Source organism: Aeromonas sp. 159 (assembly GCF_963862045.1).
Classification (GTDB): Bacteria; Pseudomonadota; Gammaproteobacteria; order Enterobacterales; family Aeromonadaceae; genus Aeromonas; species Aeromonas veronii.
This window is the reverse complement of sequence record NZ_CAWLMI010000025.1, coordinates 27,825-47,304: the sequence shown is the minus strand read 5'-3', so window position 1 is coordinate 47,304 and position 19,480 is coordinate 27,825. Positions and strand designations below refer to the sequence as shown.

28 protein-coding genes are annotated in these 19,480 nt (G+C 56.0%); 9 read left to right on the top strand and 19 right to left on the bottom strand.

Annotated elements, in window-relative coordinates:
* Window positions 1–170 precede the first annotated feature (170 nt).
* The 14 genes from AACR14_RS05225 to AACR14_RS05160 all read right to left on the bottom strand — a co-directional run bounded on the left by AACR14_RS05225 (window position 171) and on the right by AACR14_RS05160 (window position 6,119).
* Window positions 171–380, bottom strand: a complete 210-nt coding sequence (locus tag AACR14_RS05225; RefSeq protein WP_019445403.1) for a hypothetical protein — start codon at window positions 378–380, stop codon at window positions 171–173.
* Window positions 381–481: 101 nt separating this feature from the next.
* Complete coding sequence (locus tag AACR14_RS05220; protein ID WP_019445401.1) at window positions 482–2,749, bottom strand: replication endonuclease; 2,268 nt, start codon at window positions 2,747–2,749, stop codon at window positions 482–484.
* Window positions 2,746–3,003: a hypothetical protein gene (locus AACR14_RS05215; protein WP_019445400.1), complete on the bottom strand. Its 258-nt coding sequence runs from the start codon at window positions 3,001–3,003 to the stop codon at window positions 2,746–2,748. The genes AACR14_RS05220 and AACR14_RS05215 overlap by 4 nt, the downstream gene beginning before the upstream one ends.
* On the bottom strand, window positions 3,000–3,311 hold the full coding sequence (locus tag AACR14_RS05210) for a hypothetical protein (RefSeq protein ID WP_019445399.1): 312 nt from the start codon (window positions 3,309–3,311) through the stop codon (window positions 3,000–3,002). Before AACR14_RS05210 ends, AACR14_RS05215 begins: the two co-directional genes overlap by 4 nt.
* The gene (locus AACR14_RS05205; RefSeq protein ID WP_019445398.1) at window positions 3,289–3,489 is read right to left on the bottom strand and encodes a hypothetical protein; all 201 of its coding nucleotides are present in this window, start codon (window positions 3,487–3,489) and stop codon (window positions 3,289–3,291) included. Before AACR14_RS05205 ends, AACR14_RS05210 begins: the two co-directional genes overlap by 23 nt.
* Window positions 3,486–3,692, bottom strand: a complete 207-nt coding sequence (locus AACR14_RS05200) for a hypothetical protein (RefSeq protein ID WP_019445397.1) — start codon at window positions 3,690–3,692, stop codon at window positions 3,486–3,488. The genes AACR14_RS05205 and AACR14_RS05200 overlap by 4 nt, the downstream gene beginning before the upstream one ends.
* Window positions 3,689–3,889: a hypothetical protein gene (locus AACR14_RS05195; RefSeq protein ID WP_019445396.1), complete on the bottom strand. Its 201-nt coding sequence runs from the start codon at window positions 3,887–3,889 to the stop codon at window positions 3,689–3,691. The genes AACR14_RS05200 and AACR14_RS05195 overlap by 4 nt, the downstream gene beginning before the upstream one ends.
* On the bottom strand, window positions 3,886–4,146 hold the full coding sequence (locus AACR14_RS05190) for a helix-turn-helix domain-containing protein (protein ID WP_019445395.1): 261 nt from the start codon (window positions 4,144–4,146) through the stop codon (window positions 3,886–3,888). Before AACR14_RS05190 ends, AACR14_RS05195 begins: the two co-directional genes overlap by 4 nt.
* 2 nt (window positions 4,147–4,148) lie before the next feature.
* Window positions 4,149–4,337, bottom strand: a complete 189-nt coding sequence (locus AACR14_RS05185) for a hypothetical protein (RefSeq protein ID WP_005352007.1) — start codon at window positions 4,335–4,337, stop codon at window positions 4,149–4,151.
* A gap of 65 nt (window positions 4,338–4,402) precedes the next feature.
* Window positions 4,403–4,855, bottom strand: coding sequence for a hypothetical protein (locus AACR14_RS05180; RefSeq protein WP_019445394.1), 453 nt, complete (start codon window positions 4,853–4,855; stop codon window positions 4,403–4,405).
* A gap of 49 nt (window positions 4,856–4,904) precedes the next feature.
* Complete coding sequence (locus AACR14_RS05175) at window positions 4,905–5,129, bottom strand: ogr/Delta-like zinc finger family protein (RefSeq protein ID WP_019445393.1); 225 nt, start codon at window positions 5,127–5,129, stop codon at window positions 4,905–4,907.
* Window positions 5,130–5,137: 8 nt separating this feature from the next.
* Window positions 5,138–5,647 carry a phage regulatory CII family protein gene (locus AACR14_RS05170; protein WP_019445392.1) on the bottom strand — a complete coding sequence of 170 codons (510 nt, stop codon included), beginning with the start codon at window positions 5,645–5,647 and terminating at the stop codon, window positions 5,138–5,140.
* Window positions 5,640–5,909: a hypothetical protein gene (locus AACR14_RS05165; RefSeq protein ID WP_019445391.1), complete on the bottom strand. Its 270-nt coding sequence runs from the start codon at window positions 5,907–5,909 to the stop codon at window positions 5,640–5,642. The genes AACR14_RS05170 and AACR14_RS05165 overlap by 8 nt, the downstream gene beginning before the upstream one ends.
* Before the next feature lie 21 nt (window positions 5,910–5,930).
* A complete protein-coding gene (locus tag AACR14_RS05160; RefSeq protein ID WP_019445390.1) occupies window positions 5,931–6,119 on the bottom strand; it encodes a Cro/CI family transcriptional regulator in 189 nt (62 codons plus the stop codon).
* A 118-nt stretch (window positions 6,120–6,237) separates the two neighbouring features.
* Between AACR14_RS05160 and AACR14_RS05155 the strand changes: the two genes are divergently transcribed.
* Window positions 6,238–6,933 (top strand): LexA family protein, encoded by a 696-nt coding sequence (locus AACR14_RS05155; RefSeq protein ID WP_019445389.1) that lies wholly within the window; start codon window positions 6,238–6,240, stop codon window positions 6,931–6,933.
* A 37-nt stretch (window positions 6,934–6,970) separates the two neighbouring features.
* Entirely contained in the window at window positions 6,971–7,297 is a 327-nt protein-coding gene (locus AACR14_RS05150) for a DUF1889 family protein (RefSeq protein ID WP_019445388.1), read from the top strand.
* Here AACR14_RS05150 and AACR14_RS05145 read toward each other — a convergent pair.
* Complete coding sequence (locus AACR14_RS05145; protein ID WP_019445387.1) at window positions 7,294–7,545, bottom strand: hypothetical protein; 252 nt, start codon at window positions 7,543–7,545, stop codon at window positions 7,294–7,296. The two genes, AACR14_RS05150 and AACR14_RS05145, sit on opposite strands and share 4 nt — an antisense overlap.
* 81 nt (window positions 7,546–7,626) lie before the next feature.
* Here AACR14_RS05145 and AACR14_RS05140 point away from each other — a divergent pair, with 81 nt between their 5' ends.
* A complete protein-coding gene (locus tag AACR14_RS05140; RefSeq protein WP_019445386.1) occupies window positions 7,627–8,535 on the top strand; it encodes a hypothetical protein in 909 nt (302 codons plus the stop codon).
* A gap of 217 nt (window positions 8,536–8,752) precedes the next feature.
* Here AACR14_RS05140 and AACR14_RS05135 read toward each other — a convergent pair whose 3' ends face one another.
* On the bottom strand, window positions 8,753–8,995 hold the full coding sequence (locus tag AACR14_RS05135; protein ID WP_019445385.1) for a hypothetical protein: 243 nt from the start codon (window positions 8,993–8,995) through the stop codon (window positions 8,753–8,755).
* Between AACR14_RS05135 and AACR14_RS05130 the strand changes: the two genes are divergently transcribed.
* From AACR14_RS05130 to AACR14_RS05120, 3 genes are all read left to right on the top strand, one after another.
* Window positions 8,996–9,451 (top strand): hypothetical protein, encoded by a 456-nt coding sequence (locus AACR14_RS05130; RefSeq protein WP_019445384.1) that lies wholly within the window; start codon window positions 8,996–8,998, stop codon window positions 9,449–9,451.
* Window positions 9,448–10,494, top strand: a complete 1,047-nt coding sequence (locus AACR14_RS05125; protein WP_019445383.1) for a site-specific integrase — start codon at window positions 9,448–9,450, stop codon at window positions 10,492–10,494. The genes AACR14_RS05130 and AACR14_RS05125 overlap by 4 nt, the downstream gene beginning before the upstream one ends.
* A gap of 137 nt (window positions 10,495–10,631) precedes the next feature.
* A complete protein-coding gene (locus tag AACR14_RS05120; protein ID WP_202801607.1) occupies window positions 10,632–11,522 on the top strand; it encodes an HNH endonuclease in 891 nt (296 codons plus the stop codon).
* 486 nt (window positions 11,523–12,008) lie between these two features.
* Here AACR14_RS05120 and AACR14_RS05115 read toward each other — a convergent pair whose 3' ends face one another.
* Window positions 12,009–13,079 carry a permease gene (locus AACR14_RS05115; protein WP_019445381.1) on the bottom strand — a complete coding sequence of 357 codons (1,071 nt, stop codon included), beginning with the start codon at window positions 13,077–13,079 and terminating at the stop codon, window positions 12,009–12,011.
* 106 nt (window positions 13,080–13,185) lie between these two features.
* Between AACR14_RS05115 and AACR14_RS05110 the strand changes: the two genes are divergently transcribed.
* On the top strand, window positions 13,186–13,512 hold the full coding sequence (locus tag AACR14_RS05110; protein WP_019445380.1) for an ArsR/SmtB family transcription factor: 327 nt from the start codon (window positions 13,186–13,188) through the stop codon (window positions 13,510–13,512).
* A gap of 100 nt (window positions 13,513–13,612) precedes the next feature.
* On the opposite strand, the gene AACR14_RS05105 is transcribed toward AACR14_RS05110, so the two are convergent.
* Complete coding sequence (locus AACR14_RS05105; RefSeq protein ID WP_019445379.1) at window positions 13,613–14,995, bottom strand: amino acid permease; 1,383 nt, start codon at window positions 14,993–14,995, stop codon at window positions 13,613–13,615.
* Between the two features lie 343 nt (window positions 14,996–15,338).
* Between AACR14_RS05105 and AACR14_RS05100 the strand changes: the two genes are divergently transcribed.
* Entirely contained in the window at window positions 15,339–15,677 is a 339-nt protein-coding gene (locus AACR14_RS05100) for a hypothetical protein (protein WP_236285407.1), read from the top strand.
* Between the two features lie 239 nt (window positions 15,678–15,916).
* Here the strand turns inward: AACR14_RS05100 and ppsR are convergent, their stop codons facing one another.
* Window positions 15,917–16,729 carry a posphoenolpyruvate synthetase regulatory kinase/phosphorylase PpsR gene (gene ppsR, locus AACR14_RS05095; RefSeq protein ID WP_005344832.1) on the bottom strand — a complete coding sequence of 271 codons (813 nt, stop codon included), beginning with the start codon at window positions 16,727–16,729 and terminating at the stop codon, window positions 15,917–15,919.
* A gap of 347 nt (window positions 16,730–17,076) precedes the next feature.
* On the opposite strand from ppsR, the gene ppsA reads away from it, so the two are divergent.
* Window positions 17,077–19,449, top strand: coding sequence for a phosphoenolpyruvate synthase (gene ppsA, locus AACR14_RS05090; protein ID WP_019445377.1), 2,373 nt, complete (start codon window positions 17,077–17,079; stop codon window positions 19,447–19,449).
* Window positions 19,450–19,480: the final 31 nt, after the last annotated feature.

Below are 19,480 nucleotides of genomic sequence, written 5' to 3'. Positions count from 1 at the left end.
GCACAATGGTTAGTGTAGTGATCAACCACATGCCTGGTGCAGTGCTGGATTGTACCTTGGGTTGAGCTGTTCGGCTGTCCTCGGGTTAGTGCGGTCAGTGGAACTGCCTGGCGCAATCCAGAAGGTGCGGCCGGTGATGGTGCAGCTGATGGTGCCGTTTTGGTCGATGGTCACTGGGGGAGCCCTTTCACGATATGGCTACGGCCAACAGGGCAGCCATCCGTTGAGAGCTGCGGCACGGTGGGGCGGTTGGCTCTGGCCTGATACGGGGTCGGCACCTCGTCGGCGATGGCCGGCAGGGCCAACGATGCGGGGCGCGGATGGCGGCGGCGCAGGATGGCGTAGGCCACGACCTGCTGTTTGCCCTGGAGCAGCACCACCTACTGGCTGATCTCGTTGGCTGGCCAGCGCTGTTGGAGAATACCGGTCACCCGATTATCCAAGCGGCGGTACTCTTCGCGGCTAACGGTCTTTGTGTTGTTCATACCCATTCTTCGCTGTAGTTGTCCTGCTCTTGCAACCATTGGGGTGCATCCAGCCCCTCCAGTACTCTCCACATCTCCGACTGATAGGGCTCCGGAAGCATCTCTATCCAGCGGTGTGCCCCGATGTGGCCTTGTGCCTGGTAGACCTTGCCGCAGAGCTCAACCAGCATCGGCCAGTCCTCATCCCCCTCTGGTACCGCGTATTCATCAAGCTGGTCCTGTTCGCTAGACTGTGGTCCCTCCAGTTGCCAATCCAGCTCGATTGGGAGCGATATGCACGACTGCAGCTGGCCGTTCTCAAGCCAGAGGGTGAAACCGTCTGCCCTGACACTGGCCCCAGCCTCCAAACGGTCGATGGAGAAGGGCGATAACCCCCATTGTTCCCTCATGATCTGGTCTGTGAAGGCATCAGGATCCGGTAGCGTACAGTTATTGTCAGAGCTCCAAGGTGCCGGGCTGTCGCCCGTCTTAACCCCAACCCCCCTCGCTGCAATCTCGGCGGCTCTATTGGCAACATAGGTACCTGCAGGCATCACTTCCCATCCTTGCAGGCGGGTCTTGATGCCAAGGCGAGCGGAGGTAATGCCCATCAGGCGCTTGATGTCTTCGCCATAGCTGTTGGCCTGCTCCTCAATAAGGTGGGCCAGCTTGATGGGGTGTTCGGCGCGGGTCGCCAGTGCACCGCCCATGGCGTGCAGGTAGCAGCGAAAGATGCCGTTATCTGCGGCAAAGCGAGCCGCCTCAAAGCGCGGGTCTTGCAGCACGGGCTTGGGTGGGCCCACCAGATCGGCATTCTTCTTGGCGTTGCTGATGCGGCGCAGTTCACGCCATACCCCGACTGGAGCACCTCCGATCTGCTGGAAGGTGCGAATGCCCCACCAACTGGCCCAAGCTACGGCATGCAGGGCACCCTCATCGGCGGCGGTGCCAGCCTCGTCGTCGTCGTCCAGGTAGGCGCCGTCGATGTTCTTGGCAATGTATTTGGCGAGATAGCCGGCGGCATCCCCCTTGGCCGGGTCTATCTCTTTCCAGTCAAAGCGGGGAGTAAAGTCGGTAAAGGGTGGGGTGCCCTTGATATCCCGTACCAGCTCTTCGTGGTCATCGGTCAGGGCATAGCGTTGTAGAATACCGATCACCCGGTTGCGATCTTCCGGGCGCATAAATAGCAGCAGATGCCAGTGCGGGGTGCCGTCGTGGTGAGCCTCGCAAACGCGAAATCCATAAACGGGCGCGTTCCACCGTTTGAGGGCGGCTCTGGTGCGGCTCCATAGCTTGGCCAGATAGGCGCAGGTCTCCCGCGGCGTGGCCCCTTGATATCGCTTGTTCTCTACCGCTTTGCCATTGTGCTTTTGTGTCCAGGCATGAAAGCGGCTCGGGGCTGTCCAGGTGAAGAAGACCCCCACATGACCCTGCTCCTCGGCATAGTCATTGAACCCTCGCGCCCGCACCATCATTTCGTTGCGGCGGTTCACCGGGTTGGCGTTGCTGGCCTCCCAGCAATCCTTCATCGACACGACCAGGTCATAACGCTCGTTCACCACTTCCGACTCGGCCAGCCAGCGCATCATGGCCCGCTTGCGTTCGCGTACCACCTTCATGGTGGCGTTCGATACATAAGCAGATACGCCCTTGCGCACTTTGCCGAGCAGGATATTGACGTGCTCTTGCAGCCTGTCCCAGCAGCGGTTGACGCGTTTCTCCCACCACTTGGCAGAGATCAGGCGCACCATCACGCTCAGGATCCAGTTATCCCGCACCTCGTCGGTTTTGAACTTCGGCAGCTCGCCGATAAACCCCCACTGGTCGGCAGGCTGGCGCATCAGCTCCCAGGTCTGCAGCAGATCAGGTTCGGCACCCTCTTTGATGCCTCGTTCGATGTTCTTGTAAATGGCAGCGGTCTGGTTGGCGAACTGGTGGGCAATCTGTTTGCGGCCGATGTCATCGCGCATCTGTTTTGGATCCACCGGGATGGCCTGGAGTTGCATCCGCACCCACTTGGTTCGCTCCCTCAACCAGATGTTGGCGGAGCGGCAGTGGGTGAAGCTGCAATCCTTGCGGCGGCGGATGTACTGCTTGAACAGGTTCTTGGTCAACTCGGTGGAGAGCCCATCGAGCAGTTGCATGGCCCAGATCAGATCGTACTGGCCGCGGTCACCAGCAAAAGCGGCGTCAAAGTTGACGCCGGGCAGAGAGTTGCAAAGGGTATCGATGCGCTGCCGCAGTGTTCTTTTCGACAGCGGCAGGCGTTTGGTCTTGCTGGTCATGCAGAGAGATAACCGGATAGCTGTTTGATGTGGGATTGGCAGCCACGAACGCTCATTTGGGCATGCTCTTTTAATCGGCGGGCGGCCGCACATTGGCGCAGCAACTGTTTGATGCTGGCGTGGGGGCGGGCAGGTAGCCGGCGCGCATGGGCCAGCTCTCGCTGATAAAGGCGCAGCCGTGCCTCGTCTTCCCGGTAGGTGGCTTGCCAGCGATCTTGCAGGAGCGTGAGCTCCCATTGCAGTCCATGGCTCATTTGATGATCTCCCCCTGTCCATGCAGTGGTGCGCACTCGGCCCACCACTCGGCAATTTCCCGGGCTAGTGCCAACTCTTGATTGGCAGCGGCCAACCAGTAGACGGTGCGCATTGCGCCCAGCGCCAGCAGCTCGGCCACCTGATCCCGGGTGCCTCTGGCATCGCTGCCCGCAGCGATAAACTCGGCGCGGGCGGCAAACCAGTGGGTGGTCAGCTGGCTGACCGGTGTGGTGGGTTGCATATGTGCAGGGCCGGCCTCGCACTGATGTTGTTGGGCGTCCAGCTCAAACAGTTCGAAGTTGCTCATCGCATGCCTCATCTATTGCTTGAAAGTCCGGTTCATCGATCGTGATATGGCCCGCCTCGATGCGGATTGAGATACCGAGTTCACCACCACAGCAGAGCGGGGCGGTCGGCAGCAGTTTCGATTCGTTCTGGGCCAGCCACTCTTTCAGGCTGGCCAGGGTGAACAGCGTGGTACTCATGCCTCATCCCCCATCACCAAATCGTCATCGAGCAGATCCGCAGGCTTGCTGGTCACCACCAGTTGCACCTGGATGTATTCATCCCCCGAGTAGAGTGCGCCCAGGGCGATGCGGTTATCCTCGGCGCGTGCGGCAAACATCTCGGCCAGCAGACCCTCGATCACCTTGGGCGCCTGGCTGGCAATCTTGATGGCATCACTCATGGGCGGGCCCTCCGGTTGAGGTGGTGAAACAACTGGTGCCAGCGCAATGACTGCTGCGCCTGGATTAACAGGGATTTGCCCTCTGACCCCCGATAGGTAAAAGAAGCAGGGCGAGCTTTGGCGGTCAGCCGTTGCTGAAGGCGCGGCAACTCTGCCAGCGCCTCTTGCTCTGATACGGGGTGGAATAGCTTGTTCATACCTGCACCTCTGGCGTAGCGATGCCGGTCAGCAGCCAGTCGATGTGCCGTTTCAGCTCCGGGTGGTTGGCAATCAGCAGGAACAAACCGCCGCCAATCTCGCGGTATCCCAGCTCGTAGTTCTTGAGCGTGGTGGGCGGAATACCCAGCAGATCGGCAAACTTCGGGCGGCTCAATTTCAGCTGTTCCCGCAACTGGCGCAGGCGTTTGGCGGCATGGTGGTTGAGCAGATTGATTTGGGTTGGTTGTGCGGTCATGGTCAGGCTCCTTGTTGAGGTGTGCAGGGGTTGATGCAGCTGAACAGAGAAGCCCAAGCCAGGGCGGTGGATCGCTCGAGCAGCGCTACACCGTCCGGGTGCTGGCTAAGACGGGCGCCATAGCGGCCCGTCAGCTTGCGTTGCTGGATGCGAAGGTTGCGCAGTGCGCAGGGGATCGCTAAAGTTGCCATGTCGACTTCCTCATACGTTGTTGATAAAGGCCCGCTTGGAGTTGCAGCTCCGTTAAGCGGGCTTTTTAGTGCCCGATTGCTCTCGGGCCTTTTTCGCCAATCTGGCCAGCGACATGCACCGCATGATCCAGTTGCTGGCGTTTGGCCTGTTCTCTCTTCTTCCGCTCGGCCAGTTCTGCCGGCATCACCTTCACCGATGGGTGCCACACCTTCGGATCACACCCGCTGTGAAACAGCGACTGATAATCCAGCGCAATCACCGCAAGGCGGATCGCCTCACGCTGCTGATAGGGCAGGGCAGAAAGGGTCGCCATCATCAGCGAATCCCACGGCTGGCGGGCGATGGTGCAAATGGCGACTCGTTTGGTCTTGGGCGCATTAAGCCAATCACCGTCGAGGTTTGAACCCGCCCGGTTGAGGTGCTCCCGCAACAGCGCAATACCTGCGGTATTCATCAGCACCTGCTCCTCGGCGGTCAGACCGGCGATGTTGCGGGGCTCTGGTTGGGTGTGTTGCATGCTGGTTTCTCCTTCACCTGTGCGCAGAATCTGGCGGCCAGTGAGGGGGTCACTGGGCCACCTCTTTCATCCTGCGCGGGACAATGGGCAGCACAATGGCCGGATTGGGCATGGCACTAGGGCTGATGGTTGCGATGATTTCGAACCCCGCCTTGAAGGTGTGGCCGCAATCCACATTGCTGCATTGATAAGTGGCGATGCCGCAAAGCGGGCTCATCCGGATGGATGTGCGAGTGCTGGCGCGGGCACCACAGTGGGGGCAAATCAGTCTCATGGGTTCTCCTAAGCTCCGACAGCCATGCGCGCCATATCCAGCGCACAAGACAGAGAGGGAATGGCTTGGTATTTGTGCTCGATCTCGGTGATCAGCAGGGCGAGGTTGCCCATGGCCGCTGTCGCCGCACCGACCAGTGCATTGCGCTGCCCCTTGGTGACGCGGCCGCTCTCCACCACTGTCAGCGCCTGCGCGCCGAGACCTGCCACCTTGGCTGTGGTGTCAATCACCTGATGGGCCAGGCTTGGGCCCTTCTCCCGATCGGGGATGGCAATGGCAGTCAGGCCACAGCAGAACAGGGCGCCATCGAAGAGGGTTTCATCCCCCTCACTCGCTTGGGTGATGGCAATCAGCTCGACTACGGTCAGCTCGTGGGGCTGGTCGGGGTTTAACTTGTTGCGCAGGGTCTGCGGGTTAATGCCTGCCTTGTTGGCGAGTTCGGCCACGTTGTGGTTCGCCGTAAAGCGCTGGCAGGCACTGACCCAGTGCGGATGTTTGCTGCAAGTTTGTTCAAACATGGTCTTCATCCCGCTGCTTGCGCGACACTCTGGGTGTGCGTACAGGTTTCGAGATGGGTTCCAGACCCGGCTGATTCATGGCTTGCTGGGTGTAGAGCACCAGGTTGATCAGCACTTTTTCAGCACGGCCCTGCTTGGGCATGATTGGAATGCGCCCAGCCCGCACGTAGTTCTCGATCGTGCGCTGGGTCAAACCGGTCCGTTCGGAGAAGCTCTCGACCGTGCAAACCGGGGTGTCTATGTGGATAGGGGCTATGATCATGAGTGCCTCCTGTTGCTTAAGTTACGCTCTTCCTTGCGCAGTTTGAGTCTGTTCGGCTTTCAATTTGCCGCCAGTCAGTACTTCGATTTGGTAGGCTCGGCTCTTCGGGATTTTTTCAGCCCACTTGCTGACAGCTACATGTGAAATTCCCAGTGCTTTCGCGGTTGCTGTTACCGTGCCGAAGTGCTCTATCACTTCAGATTTTTGCATTACTCACCTCTCTTTTCGTTCCATAAGTGTCGGGGTTAGGCGAATGTAACTTAAGGGTCGGCTCGAGATCAAGCGCTTTCGTTGCTTTAGTTACGGTGCGGGGTGGTAACTTAGGTTTATGGAAACTATCAATGACCGGATATCTGCACGCAGACGCGCGCAGAAAATGAGCCAAGACGAACTTGCTAAGCGAATCGGGATTACCCGCGTTTCAATCAGTAAGTGGGAATCTGGCCTGAACCAGCCTAAAGGCCGTTATCTGAACGATTTGGCCGAAGCGCTGGGGGTAACTGTTGACTGGCTTTTGACAGGGAGTGGGGATACACCTGAGCTAGCTGAAGAACAGCCTATTCCTGGTTATCACAACGTCAAACCGGCGGTAATGCTGCCTGGCAAACGGATCCCGATACTAAGCTATGTCCAAGCGGGCAACTGGCGCGAGATGTGTGAGCAGGCCACTACCTTCGATGGCAATGTTGAGTTCGTATCTGCAAGCGGTGAGATCGGCCCCTTTGGCTTTGGTCTTTGGTTGCGTGGTGACTCCATGTTGCCGCAGTTCAAAGAGGGGGATCTGATCATCGTTGATCCCGACGAAGCTCCGCAACCCGGGGATTACGTCGTCGCCAAGAACGGCAGCAACGAGGCTACGTTCAAAAAGTACCGGCCCCGTGGCATCGACGAGAACGGACAAGAGGTGTTTGAACTGGTTCCCCTCAACGACGATTACCCCACCATGCACTCCGATCGGCAGCACATCCAGATCATCGGTGTGATGGTCGAACACCGAATTTTCCGTAAACGACAAGGGCGCTGATGCGCCCTTTTTACATCTTTATTTCTCGGGAGGAGAGATGGATAGCAAGGTCAGTGATGCGGTGTTGAATCGGGAAGTCGTCAATGAGTTGACCAGATCAAATAACGCTTCGTCGCGCATTGTCAGTGCGACTGATGAGTCGAAGGCGAAAGAGTTGCTCAAGGCGTTCCAGCAACGCGGTATCACACTAATGCCTGATGTCATGCAACAACAGGCGGAAGCATTGGGATGGGAATCTCGATACGCCAAGATATTAGCCAAATTGGCAGTACAAATCGGCAACGGTGGCAGAGTCGTTATCAAGCAACCTCTCGGGTGGGGTGAGGCAAGGGCTACTGAGATTTTGGCTAAGTTCGGCCTTTAAAGAGGACCACCGCTCACCACCCGTCGGTCAAAGCGAGCGAGCATCTTGTTTTCCTCATGGTCGCACCATTTCTTGAGGATGATCATAAGGTCGTGATGGTACTCATCGGGGGTCACATTGTAGAGTGCGTTCCATTCGGGATGGTCGAGCGAGCAGAAATAGTCCGAGGCGGCACTGAACAGTTTGTGGTTCAAACCGACTCTGCATTTCTCGGCCTGCTGATTACGTACGGTTTTGAGCTGGGACATAGGCCCTCCAAATAAACATGGGTGACACGGCAATCTACAGCGCCGGTCAAAGAGACACGATAAAAATAGGTAGCATGGGATATGACAGAACGGAAAAAAACTGATGCTGATAAGGTTGAGCAACATACGCAAGAGGAAGTAGCACAGACCGATGTTGTTGAGGCCAACACACAACCTATCACCTGTGGTTTGATTATGCCGATTGCAGCCAATGAAGTTGGCTCTGTTGAACACTGGCTGCATGTCCGTAAAATAATCACTGATGCACTAATCGGCACTGACTTTAAAGTTAAAATGGTTAGTGACTCCGATGAAGTCAATGTCATTCAAAACAATATAGTGACCAATATCTATAGTAACGACATTGTTATCTGTGATGTTAGTTCTAGAAATCCCAATGTGATGTTTGAGCTTGGGATGCGCCTTACTTTTGATAAGCCAGTCGTGATTATCAAGGACAAGGATACGCCATATTCGTTTGATGTTGGTAATATCCAACATCTCGAATACCCCAGATCACTAAATTATGTTGAGATTCAGCATTTCCAACAAGCGTTAAAAGAAAAAACCTTGTCAACTTTGGCTGCATCTAAAGTTCAAGGTTACTCACCATTTCTAAGTCACTACAAGATTCAACATATAGCTAAAGTTGAGACAGAAGTTGTTGGTCGAGAAGACTATATTATGTCTGAACTCAAGGGTATAAGGACATTAATTGAAGAAAAAGATAGATATAGGAATCTAACTTGGTCAAGAGAAAGGGTTACATCCCCAGAGATGGGGTCAGCCTACTTACTAAAGGCTGCAGGCCAATACACTCTGGACTCAATTGCAAATCAAGTGCTAAAGTCTGTAAAAGTTCCGCCAGAGGGTATGAAAGTATCTGATTATAGAAAAGCATGCCTCCAATATATTAATGATAATTTCAAAGAGTTAGATGAATTAGAGGTGAATAAAATTATGAAGATACTAAATATAAAGATTGAATGACCATCTGAAAATTCTACGATAGCAAGCCGCTCTCCTAAATCGCTGATGTATGACTCTGATAGTTGAGACGGACCTCGGAACCGCAAGCGCTTCGCCACCAATTGTAAGATGTTGGCTGGAGAAATATTCTTGCTCCTAATGGAGCTGAATATCCGTAGTCTTTCCGAGTGGGTGGATACGTGGTTTCAGCTGCATGGAAAGACACTGGGGAAGCGCATCATCCGACAAGAGGGGGAGTGAGTTTGCAGCGCACCTCTTCGAGTGCCGATGCGAGCGCTTCCGCCAATTGTTCGGTCCCTTCTGCTTCGGCGAGGTTTGGTAGATGGGTGCGCCAAAAGGCACGTGCACGCACGGCGTCCACAGTGCCGTTGAGTTGCGACATGATGTGCCTCTTCATGATGTCGGTCAGTTCGTATCTGCGCTGATGATCGGCAAATGACTCTTTTAATGAAGGATTCATATGGTCTCCAATATTGAACGGTTCGATACCATTGTGGTGCTGGCACTGGCTGATCTGTATAGCCTGTTTCCGGTGCGCCAGTATCTGGCCTCCAGCAAGTTCATCGTCACCGAAGATGGTGAGCACATTGACGGTCGTTCACCCGAGGCGGAAGGGCATCTGTTTGCTGAAGACCCATACCTCAAAGACCCCTATTTTAAGCGCAAGGAATTTGCGTTCGACAGCCTGAGATGGCTGGTTGATGCTGGATATATCCACGGCACACCAGTGGCTTATGACGGTATCAACAATGCTGTGTTGACAGCCAAAGGGTTGGAGGTGCTCAAGGCCACCCCTGATAGCTTGCAAGGGAGCTTGGGAGAGCGATTGGTCGAGGCCGTCAAGGCGGACTCACGGGAAGTCGGTCGTTCGGTGTTGGGGCAAATAATTGGATTGGGTGTAGGTCTGCTCACATGACCGTTCGCAAACTGGATGACGGCAAACCCAAGCTCTGGCTTGCCGAAGTCTATCCCCAAGGCCGAGAAGGTCCCCGCAAGCGTAAGCGATTCGCTACCAAGGGCGAGGCGTTGGCGTTTGAGCGCTTTATGCTGGATCCGGACAAGGGCAAACCCTGGCTGGAAGGGCAGAGGGCTCCGACCGATGGCCGGCATCTCTCTGATTTGGTTGAGCTCTGGTTTGGTCGCCATGGTCAGAGCCTGCGTGATGGCGAGGCCCGTAAGTCCAAGCTGCTGACGGTTTGCCATTCCCTGGGAGACCCGCTGGCTGTGAACTTCACAGCTCGCGATTTTGCTGCCTACCGTGAAGCTCGTCTTTCGGGTGATATCACCGACCGACGCGCCATCAACCAAGAGAAGCAGGGTGTCACACCCAATACGGTAAACCGCGAACATGCCTACCTGCGAGCGGTCTTCAACGAACTGAAAAGGCTAGGGGAGTGGCAGGGGGAAAACCCCCTGGATGGTCTGCGGGCCTACAAGGTGGCCGAGGCCGAACTCGCCTTTCTCTATCCTGACGAACTCAAGCGCCTGTTGGCCGCTTGTGCCGAGAGTCAAAACCCTGATTTGCTGTTGGTGGTGAAACTCTGCCTGGCTACAGGCGCCCGTTGGTCGGAGGTGGAGGAGTTAACCCAGTCTCAGGTATCCCCCAACCGCATCACTTTCACCCGTACCAAGAGCAAGAAAAGCCGCAGCGTACCCATCAGCCCCGAGCTCTATGCCCAGTTGCCCAGAAGGCGCGGCCGTCTGTTCGGTGACTGTTATCGAGCCTTCGAGATGGGGGTCGAACGGGCAGGGCTGGAACTGCCACCTGGGCAGAATACCCATGTATTACGTCACACTTTCGCCAGCCACTTTATGATGAATGGCGGCAACATCCTGGTGCTGCAGAAAATCCTCGGCCACTCCACCATCGCCATGACCATGCGATACGCACATTTTGCTCCCGATTACCTAGAAGATGCGATACGATTGAACCCTCTTTCGATGCTGAATTTAATCTGAAGGATTGGCTACAAAGATAATTATTTATTTTTAAATGATCAGAGTCACCCTGTAATTCGGGTGCTTGCGTTTCCTATATGACAGGGCATTGATACAGGCTTCGGCTTGAATGTATGCCGAGGTGGGGTAATGACGTTATGACCATGATGAATGCAAAAGAACTCCAACTTCTGGGGGCCACTTCTGGGGCCTACTCAGTTGTTACTAAGCGAGAAGCAACTGGTGATAGAAGTGTTACGCTGGATGTTGATGAAATATCTGTACTGTCTCAGAAGATATCTTTGAATTCAATCGCACGACGTGGGGGAGCTAACGATCGTCGCCCCTCACAGAAATATTTTTTATTTTTTAAGTCAACTGTTCCTTTAAGCTCTTCCGTTATAAACGTCTCTATTGTTTACCCTAAGGTAGACAAGAACGAAATTCGTCTCTATATGCAAGGAGGTATAGGGTTTTTAGGGAAGGAAGATGATTATTTTGTGATATTTTGCAGGGCCAACGATACATATCCTACGGTCGGATTTATATCTTCTGCTGATTGGAATAGATTTTGGAATGAATTAAATCATGCATCTGAAATAAAATCAGTTATTTCTTCTCAGGACTCTGAAGACTCTACATATCTACAAAATCTGCTAGAATCCCAAGCTGGAATCCCTGTGCAGCAGATTCGTACTGCCTATCCGAGAGATCCTGCTCTTGCTAAACAAGCTATCGAAAAAAGTAATTTCACTTGTGAGGTAGATCCGCAACATCAAACGTTTCTTTCTCCTGTAACGGGGCGAAATTTCATGGAGGCTCATCACTTAATACCAATGTCGCAGCAATTGTCATTTCAGTTGAATTTGGATGGCCTAGTTAATATTGTTTCATTGTGCCCGTGTTGCCACAGAGCCGTTCACTTGGGAGACTCAGGTGTAAGGATGGGGTTGTTGAGGATCCTCTTTAACAAGAGGGGGGCGGCTCTGCAGCAACAATTTGGTGTTAACTTTGAGAAGCTGTGTTCGTTGTATGGGATCAGTAGCTGAGTGTTCCGTTGGCTTTGGAAGGAGATTGTTGGATGGCATCAGAATGGCGACAAAGTGGCGACAAAATTTTAAATGGGTGGTCATTTTTGGTCGTCACTGGTTCACTAACTCTTTGATTTTTATGTAAGTGCTTGTTTTTTCATAGGGCTCAATCAGATTTAAAATCCCTCGACGTTCGCGTCGTGCCGGTTCGATTCCGGCCTCGGCACCATTAAAATCAAAGAGTTACGAAAGGCCACTAGAAATAGTGGCCTTTTTATTTTTCTTCAGTATCCACATTTGATCCACACAGATTTATTCCGGCAGCTCTGCTAGTTTCACTTCGAGTTGCAGGCGGTTGGTGTAGCCCTTAATTGTGAGGTCGACCACTGAGATGAGGAGCAGACCAAAGGAACGCCGATCTGTTGATCGGCGTTTTGTCTATGGGAAGCCTGATGGTTTCACACTCGGCTGCTTTGGCATTTTGCCTGTTTAAAGATGGGCGACTTAAAACAGCAGTTGCGTCAGGTAGCCCATCAGGATCGCCATGCCGAGTATCACGGTAAGGAAGGCCGCAATCATCGGGGTTCTGAACATGGATTTGAGCAGGATCACCTCGGTCAGGCTGGCGCCGGCACTGCCGATGATCAGCGCCATGACGGCGCCCATCCCCATCCCTTTGCCCAGCAGTACCGACGCCAGCGGGATCACGGCCTCGGCACGGATGTAGAGCGGGATCCCGACGATGGCGCTGAATGGAATGGCCAGCGGGTTGTCGGCGCCGGCATGGGCGGCGATCCACTCGGCCGGAATAAAACCGTAAATAAACGAACCGATGAGCCCCCCCAGCAGCAGGAAGGGCAATACCGCTTTGAACTGCTGCCAGGCATCAATGCGAGCTTTGACCCATGCGGTGGGGAGCTGTGGTGCTCTGGTCAGGGTTGCCGTGCCATCGCCGCAGCAGGAGAGGGTGGCCTGTTCTGCCATCTCTGGTTGCGGAGCCGGGCAACACGCTGACCCGTTGAGGGGTTTGATTGCGCGAATGGCGCCGCGTTGGTTGTCACTGCAATGTGCTTGAGTGTTGGCGCGGGTCGACGGGCCACAGCCGCTACCGCAAGAGGGGGTGGCCTCTTTGGGCTCAATGACATGGCGCTCGAACCCCAATCTGTCGAGCAGCATGCTCGCCATGACGGAGACGCTGGCGGCGATCACGGCGTAGAGCAGGGTCACTTTCCAGCCAAAGGTGGCCCACATCAAGCCGACGATGATGGGGTTCAGCAGTGGCGAAATAAACAGGAAGGTGAGGGTGGGGCCAAAGCCAGCCTTGGCCGAGAGCAGCCCTCTCAGCATGGGGATGGTGGAACAACTGCAAAAGGGGGTGACGGCGCCGAGCAGGGCAGAGAGCAGATAGCCCTTGCCGTGGCGGGCCCCCAGCATCCGCTGGATCTTCTCGTCGGGGATCTTCTGGCGGATCAGGCTGACCCCGGCGCTAATGACCAGAAACAGCACCGACAGCTCGACAGCCAGAAACAGGAACATCTGGGCTGCATCGGTCAGCATGGTTAACCACTCATTCATTGTCGTATCCTCACCTGGTTTCTATATTTCCAAAATAATCGAAATGAATGGCCGGTCAAGATATTTCTGGTATTATCGAAATATCAAATTTGTGGAGGGCGCAGAGATGCAACTGGAAGAGGTCGCCAAGGCATTGAAAGAGCTGGGTCATCCGACCCGGCTGTTTATCTTCAAGCATCTGGTCAAGGCGGGAGAGCAGGGGTTGCCGGTGGGGGAGCTGCAAAAGCAGCTGGTGATCCCCGCTTCCACCCTCAGCCACCATATCGCGGCGCTGGTCTCGGTGGGGCTGGTGAAGCAAAACCGGGAGAGTCGCACCCTGCTTTGCGTCTCTCAATACGCGGTGCTGGAGGAGATCATCGCCTTTTTCCGCGATGAGTGTTGCATCAACAGCCCGGAGCATCGGCAAGATCAAAGGCAAGAGCTGCCTTCCTGAGGGCTATGGCTGCTAGTAGTGCGGTCAGTTGCGCTGCGCGCAATAAAAAAACGCCGATCATCCGATCGGCGTTTTGCATTGTTTTTCTCAGCTGCGGTTATTAACCCAGATTGGCTGCAACCTTGCTTTGGGCCTGTCCCTTGCGCTTGATGACAAAGCCAATGCCCAGTACCACCAGCCATGCCGGGATCAGTTCGACCGAGATGCGGAAATCGGGGGTCATATACATGATCACCAGGATGCCAGCCATGAACGCGAGGCAGAGATAGTTGCCGAAGGGGTACCAGAACGCCTTGAACTTGGGCTGGACACCCTCTGCGACCTTGGCCTTGCGGAACTTGAGGTGCGCGAGGCTGATCATCGCCCAGTTGATCACCAGTGCGGAGACCACCAGCGCCATCAGCAGGCCGAACGCCTTGCCCGGCATCAGGTAGTTGATCAGCACGCAGAGCAGGGTGGCGATGGCCGAGACCGAGAGGGCAACCAGCGGCACGCCGCTCTTGTTGGTCTTGAGCAGGGCTTTCGGGCCGTTGCCCTGTTTGGCCAGACCGAACAGCATCCGGCTGTTGCAGTAGACGCAGCTGTTGTAGACCGACAGGGCCGCCGTCAGCACCACGATGTTGAGTACGGTGGCGACCAGATTGCTGTCCAGAGCGTGGAAAATCATCACGAACGGGCTGCCGCCTTCCACCACTTTACCCCAGGGGTAGAGGGACATCAGGATAGCCAGGGCGCCGATGTAGAAGATGAGGATGCGGTAGATCACCTGATTGGTGGCCTTGGGAATGCTCTTCTCGGGGTTGTCCGCTTCGGCGGCGGTAATGCCCACCAGCTCCAGACCGCCAAAGGAGAACATGATCACCGCCATCGCCATCACCAGACCGCTGATGCCGTTGGGGAAGAAGCCGCCCTGAGCCCACAGGTTGGTGACGCTTGCCTCGGGGCCGCCGGCACCGGAGAGGAGCAGATAGCCGCCAAAGCCGATCATGCCGATGATGGCGACCACCTTGATGATGGCGAACCAGAACTCCATCTCGCCAAACGCTTTGACGTTGGAAAGGTTGATGGTGTTGATCAGCACGAAGAAGAAGGCTGCCGACATCCAGGTCGGGATCTCGGGCCACCAGTATTGGACGTAGATACCCACCGCGGTCAGCTCGGCCATGCTCACCAGCACGTAGAGCACCCAGTAGTTCCAACCGGACGCAAAACCGGCAAACTCGCCCCAGTATTTGTAGGCAAAGTGGCTGAATGAACCGGCTACCGGCTCTTCCACCACCATTTCACCGAGCTGGCGCATGATCAGGAAGGCGATAAAGCCGCCAATGGCATAACCCAGCAGGACCGAGGGGCCTGCCATCTTGATGGTTTGGGCAATGCCCAGAAAGAGGCCGGTGCCGATGGCGCCGCCCAAAGCAATCAACTGAATGTGGCGGTTTTTAAGGCCGCGCTTCAGCTCCTCACCGTCTTGTTTCAAATCCATGGGTCTGTCCTTACGTCTCTGTTGTCTCTGTCGGTGTTGGGCTCATCCTGAGCAGGCCGCAGTGCGTAGCCAAAACCTGACGAAAGCTGTATTTATTTCGTTACGCCATGCCATTTTCAATTTTTAGTGTTGGCTGGCAACCGAAGCAGAATAGTGATAATCCGCCATGAATGCACCTGTTTTCCATCTCTAATGGCCGTATTTTGTACCAAAGGCAGCTTTTTCATGATTTGAAGAGGCTTCTTGGTAGTTTTTGGTTGATGTTTGTGCAATCGAATTCTGTTTTATTGACATTTTGTCTTGTTGGTGTGCTTTTGTGGTGCCGAGCCACAAATGGATGCAAATGATGCCAAACAAGCGGGAGTGCAAGGAAGAGTGCAGGGAGTTGGAGCACAGGGAACGCGAAAGCGTGCTGCAACAAGGGGTTGCCCGGGGTGTGCTGGTGGCGCTCTGGTTAGGGATTGCTGCCAGTCCGCTGTTGTTGCTGGTGGCCGCGATTATGTTGCTGGGTTGGCTGTTACTAGGTGATCAGGGATTGCTGCACTACTGGCAGTCGCTGTTGCTGGTGGGTGGGGTAACGGGGGCGCTCGTTGGCGGCTGGCTGGCGGAGCGGGTTCGCCTGCGCCACGGTTTGCTGGCCTTCTATGCCCGGTTGATGAACAACCCTGAGCTCAATCGTTAGTTAACGCTGGCTGTTTGCCGAGCGCAGCAGAACGGAATCGAATAGCGGCTAATTGGCAGCAGGTGACAAGGGCACAACGCCAAGGTCGACAAGAAGAGGGATAAGCATTTGTGGTGCTTATCCCTTTTTTATCCACGCTTTTCACTGTCATCTATGTGAATCGCAGTTCGCCACAGCTGACTTTCGCCGCGACACTGTAATTTTTATCTTTTGTTGATGCCGATAGCTGTCAAGCTGGCTTAACAGAGCTGGCGGCGCAGACCGGTCGCCTCGAGGACCTTGGCGCTGATCTCCTCCACCGAGTGGGAGCTGGTATCGAGGAAGCGGATCGCCTCCTGGCGAAACAGTCGCTCCACGCAGGCCAGCTCCTGCTCGCACTGTTCGATGGAGGAGTAGCGGCTGTTGGCACGGCGCTGGTTACGGATCTCGTGCAGCCGCTGCGGCGCTATGGTGAGGCCAAACAGCTTGTGACGGTTGGCCTTGAGGGGGGCGGGCAGCTCCAGCATCCCCATGTCCTGCTCGATAAAGGGGTAGTTGGCGGCGCGAATGCCAAACTGCAGCGCCAGATAGAGGCTGGTGGGGGTCTTGCCGCAGCGGGAGACCCCGATCAGGATGATGTCCGCCTCATCGTACTCCTTGGTGGTGATGCCATCGTCGTTGGCCAGCGCAAAGTTGACCGCCTCGATGCGATCGTCATAGAGCTTGCGGTTCTCCATACCGTGGGTGCGGTGGAGGCGGGGCTCGGCTTTGACCCCCAGCTCCTGCTCCAGCGGGCTGACGAAGGTATTGAGAAAGTCGTGGCCGCACGCCTCCGATTTCAGTACCTCTTCCCGTACCAGCGGGTCGACGATGGTGTGAAACAGAATGGGGCGTACCCCGGTCTGGCGAAACTGCTCGTCGATCCGCATCCGTACCTGACGGGCTTTCTCCAGTGTCTCCACAAAGGGGATAGTGATCTGCTCGAAGGCCAGCGGAAACTGGCTCAATACCGCGTGACCAAACACTTCGGCGGTGATTGCGGTGCCGTCTGAAACATAAAATACGGTGTGCACGTAGGGCTCCTGTGATACCGCGGGTGGGGTCGCATGGGGTAAGGGGTGAGAAGTATCTCCCGAAACCATACCAGTTTTGTCAATCGGTCTGCTGTGCCCAAGTTGTGAAGTGGCTTGCAAACCTGAATCGTTATCTTTTTGTGTCGCCATTGTAGAATGTTCCGGTCATTCGACCATCCCCACCTCTTGCTCGGGGATTTTTTTGAAAACCAATAGAAAACGTTTTCATGGTCGTTGGCAACAAAAGAAACAGACAATAACGCACCTGACTTACCCATAACCTCATCGATTAAATCGGGCGCACGAGGTGCTATGGCATCGGTGCCCACCAACCTGGAGACATCCAAGTGCAACAGTACGTACTCTGGTACGAGCAACTCGGAATGCAGGACGTAGAACGAGTTGGCGGCAAGAACGCATCCCTTGGCGAGATGATCAGCAACCTCTCTGGTGCCGGTGTATCCGTGCCGGGGGGCTTTGCCACCACCGCCTACGCGTTTAACGAGTTTCTGGAGTCAAGCGGCCTCAACGGCAAGATCCACCATCTGCTCGACAGCCTGGATGTGGACGACATTGCCGCCCTCAACCGGGCCGGCCAGCAGATCCGTGACTGGGTGATTGAAGCCCCGTTCCAGAGCGAGCTGGAGCAGGCGATCCGGGTGGCCTATGAGAAGTTGAGTGCCGGTGTCGAGGCTTCGTTTGCGGTGCGCTCGTCTGCCACCGCCGAGGATATGCCGGACGCCTCCTTTGCCGGCCAGCAGGAGACCTTCCTCAACGTGCGCGGCATCGACGCCGTCATGATTGCCGTCAAGCATGTGTTTGCTTCCCTGTTCAACGATCGTGCTATTTCCTATCGGGTGCATCAGGGCTACGACCACAAGGGTGTTGCCCTCTCGGCAGGGGTGCAGCGGATGGTGCGCTCGGATCTCGCTGCCTCCGGCGTCATGTTTACTCTGGATACCGAGTCCGGTTTCAACGACGTGGTCTTTATCACCGGCGCCCATGGTCTTGGCGAGATGGTGGTGCAGGGCGCGGTCAACCCGGATGAATTCTATGTGCACAAGCCTACTCTCAAGGGGGGCCGCCCGGCGGTGGTGCGCAAGACCCTCGGCTCCAAGCTTATCAAGATGACCTATTCGGACGATGCCGGTCACGGCCGTCAGGTGAAGATTGTCGACACCAATGAGGCCGAGCGCAGCCGCTTCTGCATCAGCGATGAGGAGGTGATGGCGCTGGCGAAACAGGCCCTCATCATCGAGCAGCACTATGGCCGCCCGATGGATATCGAGTGGGCAAAGGATGGGCAGGATGGCCAGCTCTACATCGTGCAGGCGCGCCCGGAAACCGTGCGTAGCCGTCAGGAGGCCAACACCCTCGAGCGTTTTGCTCTCAAGCAAGCGGGCAAGGTGCTGATCGAGGGGCGGGCCATCGGCCACAAGATTGGCGCGGGTCCGGCGCGGGTCATCTCATCCATCAGCCAGATGGACGAAGTGCAGCCCGGCGATGTGCTGGTCACCGACATGACCGACCCGGACTGGGAGCCCATCATGAAGCGGGCCTCCGCCATCGTCACCAACCGGGGTGGCCGCACCTGTCACGCCGCCATTATCGCTCGCGAGCTGGGCATTCCGGCGGTGGTGGGCTGTGGCAACGCCACCGACCATATTCAGCCGGGCCAGCGGATCACCGTCTCCTGCGCGGAAGGGGATACCGGTTTTATCTATGACGGCGAGCTGGACTTCGATGTGGCGGTGACCGAGGTGGGCAATATGCCGCGCCTGCCCATCAAGATCATGATGAACGTCGGCAACCCGGACCGCGCTTTCGACTTTGCCCAATTGCCTAATGCAGGCGTGGGGCTGGCACGCCTTGAATTCATCATCAACCGGATGATCGGCGTGCACCCCAAGGCGCTGCTGGAGTTTGACCAGCAAACGCCAGAGCTCAAGGCCACCATCGGCAAGATGATCGCCGGTTACGACAGCCCGCGGGAGTTCTATGTGGCCAAGCTGACCGAGGGGATCGCCACTCTGGGGGCTGCGTTCTGGCCGGAGCGGGTGATCGTGCGGATGTCGGACTTCAAGTCCAACGAGTACGCCAATCTGGTGGGCGGTCGTGGCTACGAGCCCCACGAGGAGAACCCGATGATCGGTTTTCGTGGCGCATCCCGCTACATCGCCGACAGCTTCCGCCCCTGCTTTGCCCTCGAGTGCGAGGCGATCAAGCGGGTGCGCGATGTGATGGGGCTGACCAACGTCGAGGTGATGATCCCCTTCGTGCGCACCGTGGGCGAGGCGGAGCAGGTGATCGAGATCCTGGCCGAGAACGGTCTGCGCCGCGGCGAGCGGGGGCTCAAGGTGATCATGATGTGCGAGATCCCGAGCAACGCCCTCTTGGCAGACAAGTTCCTCGAGCACGTGGACGGCTTCTCCATCGGCTCCAATGACATGACCCAGCTCACCCTTGGGCTGGATCGGGACTCGGGGCTGATTGCCCACCTGTTCGACGAGCGCAACGAGGCGGTCAAGGCACTGCTGGCGATGGCGATTCAGGCCGCGCGCAAGGCGGGCAAGTACGTGGGGATCTGCGGTCAGGGGCCATCCGATCACCCGGACTTTGCCGCCTGGCTGGTGGAGCAGGGGATAGATTCGGTGTCTCTCAACCCCGATACCGTGGTCGATACCTGGCTCTATCTGGCGGAGCAGCATGGTGCCAAGTAAGTCACTGTCAAAATGAGCAGCAGAAAGGGGG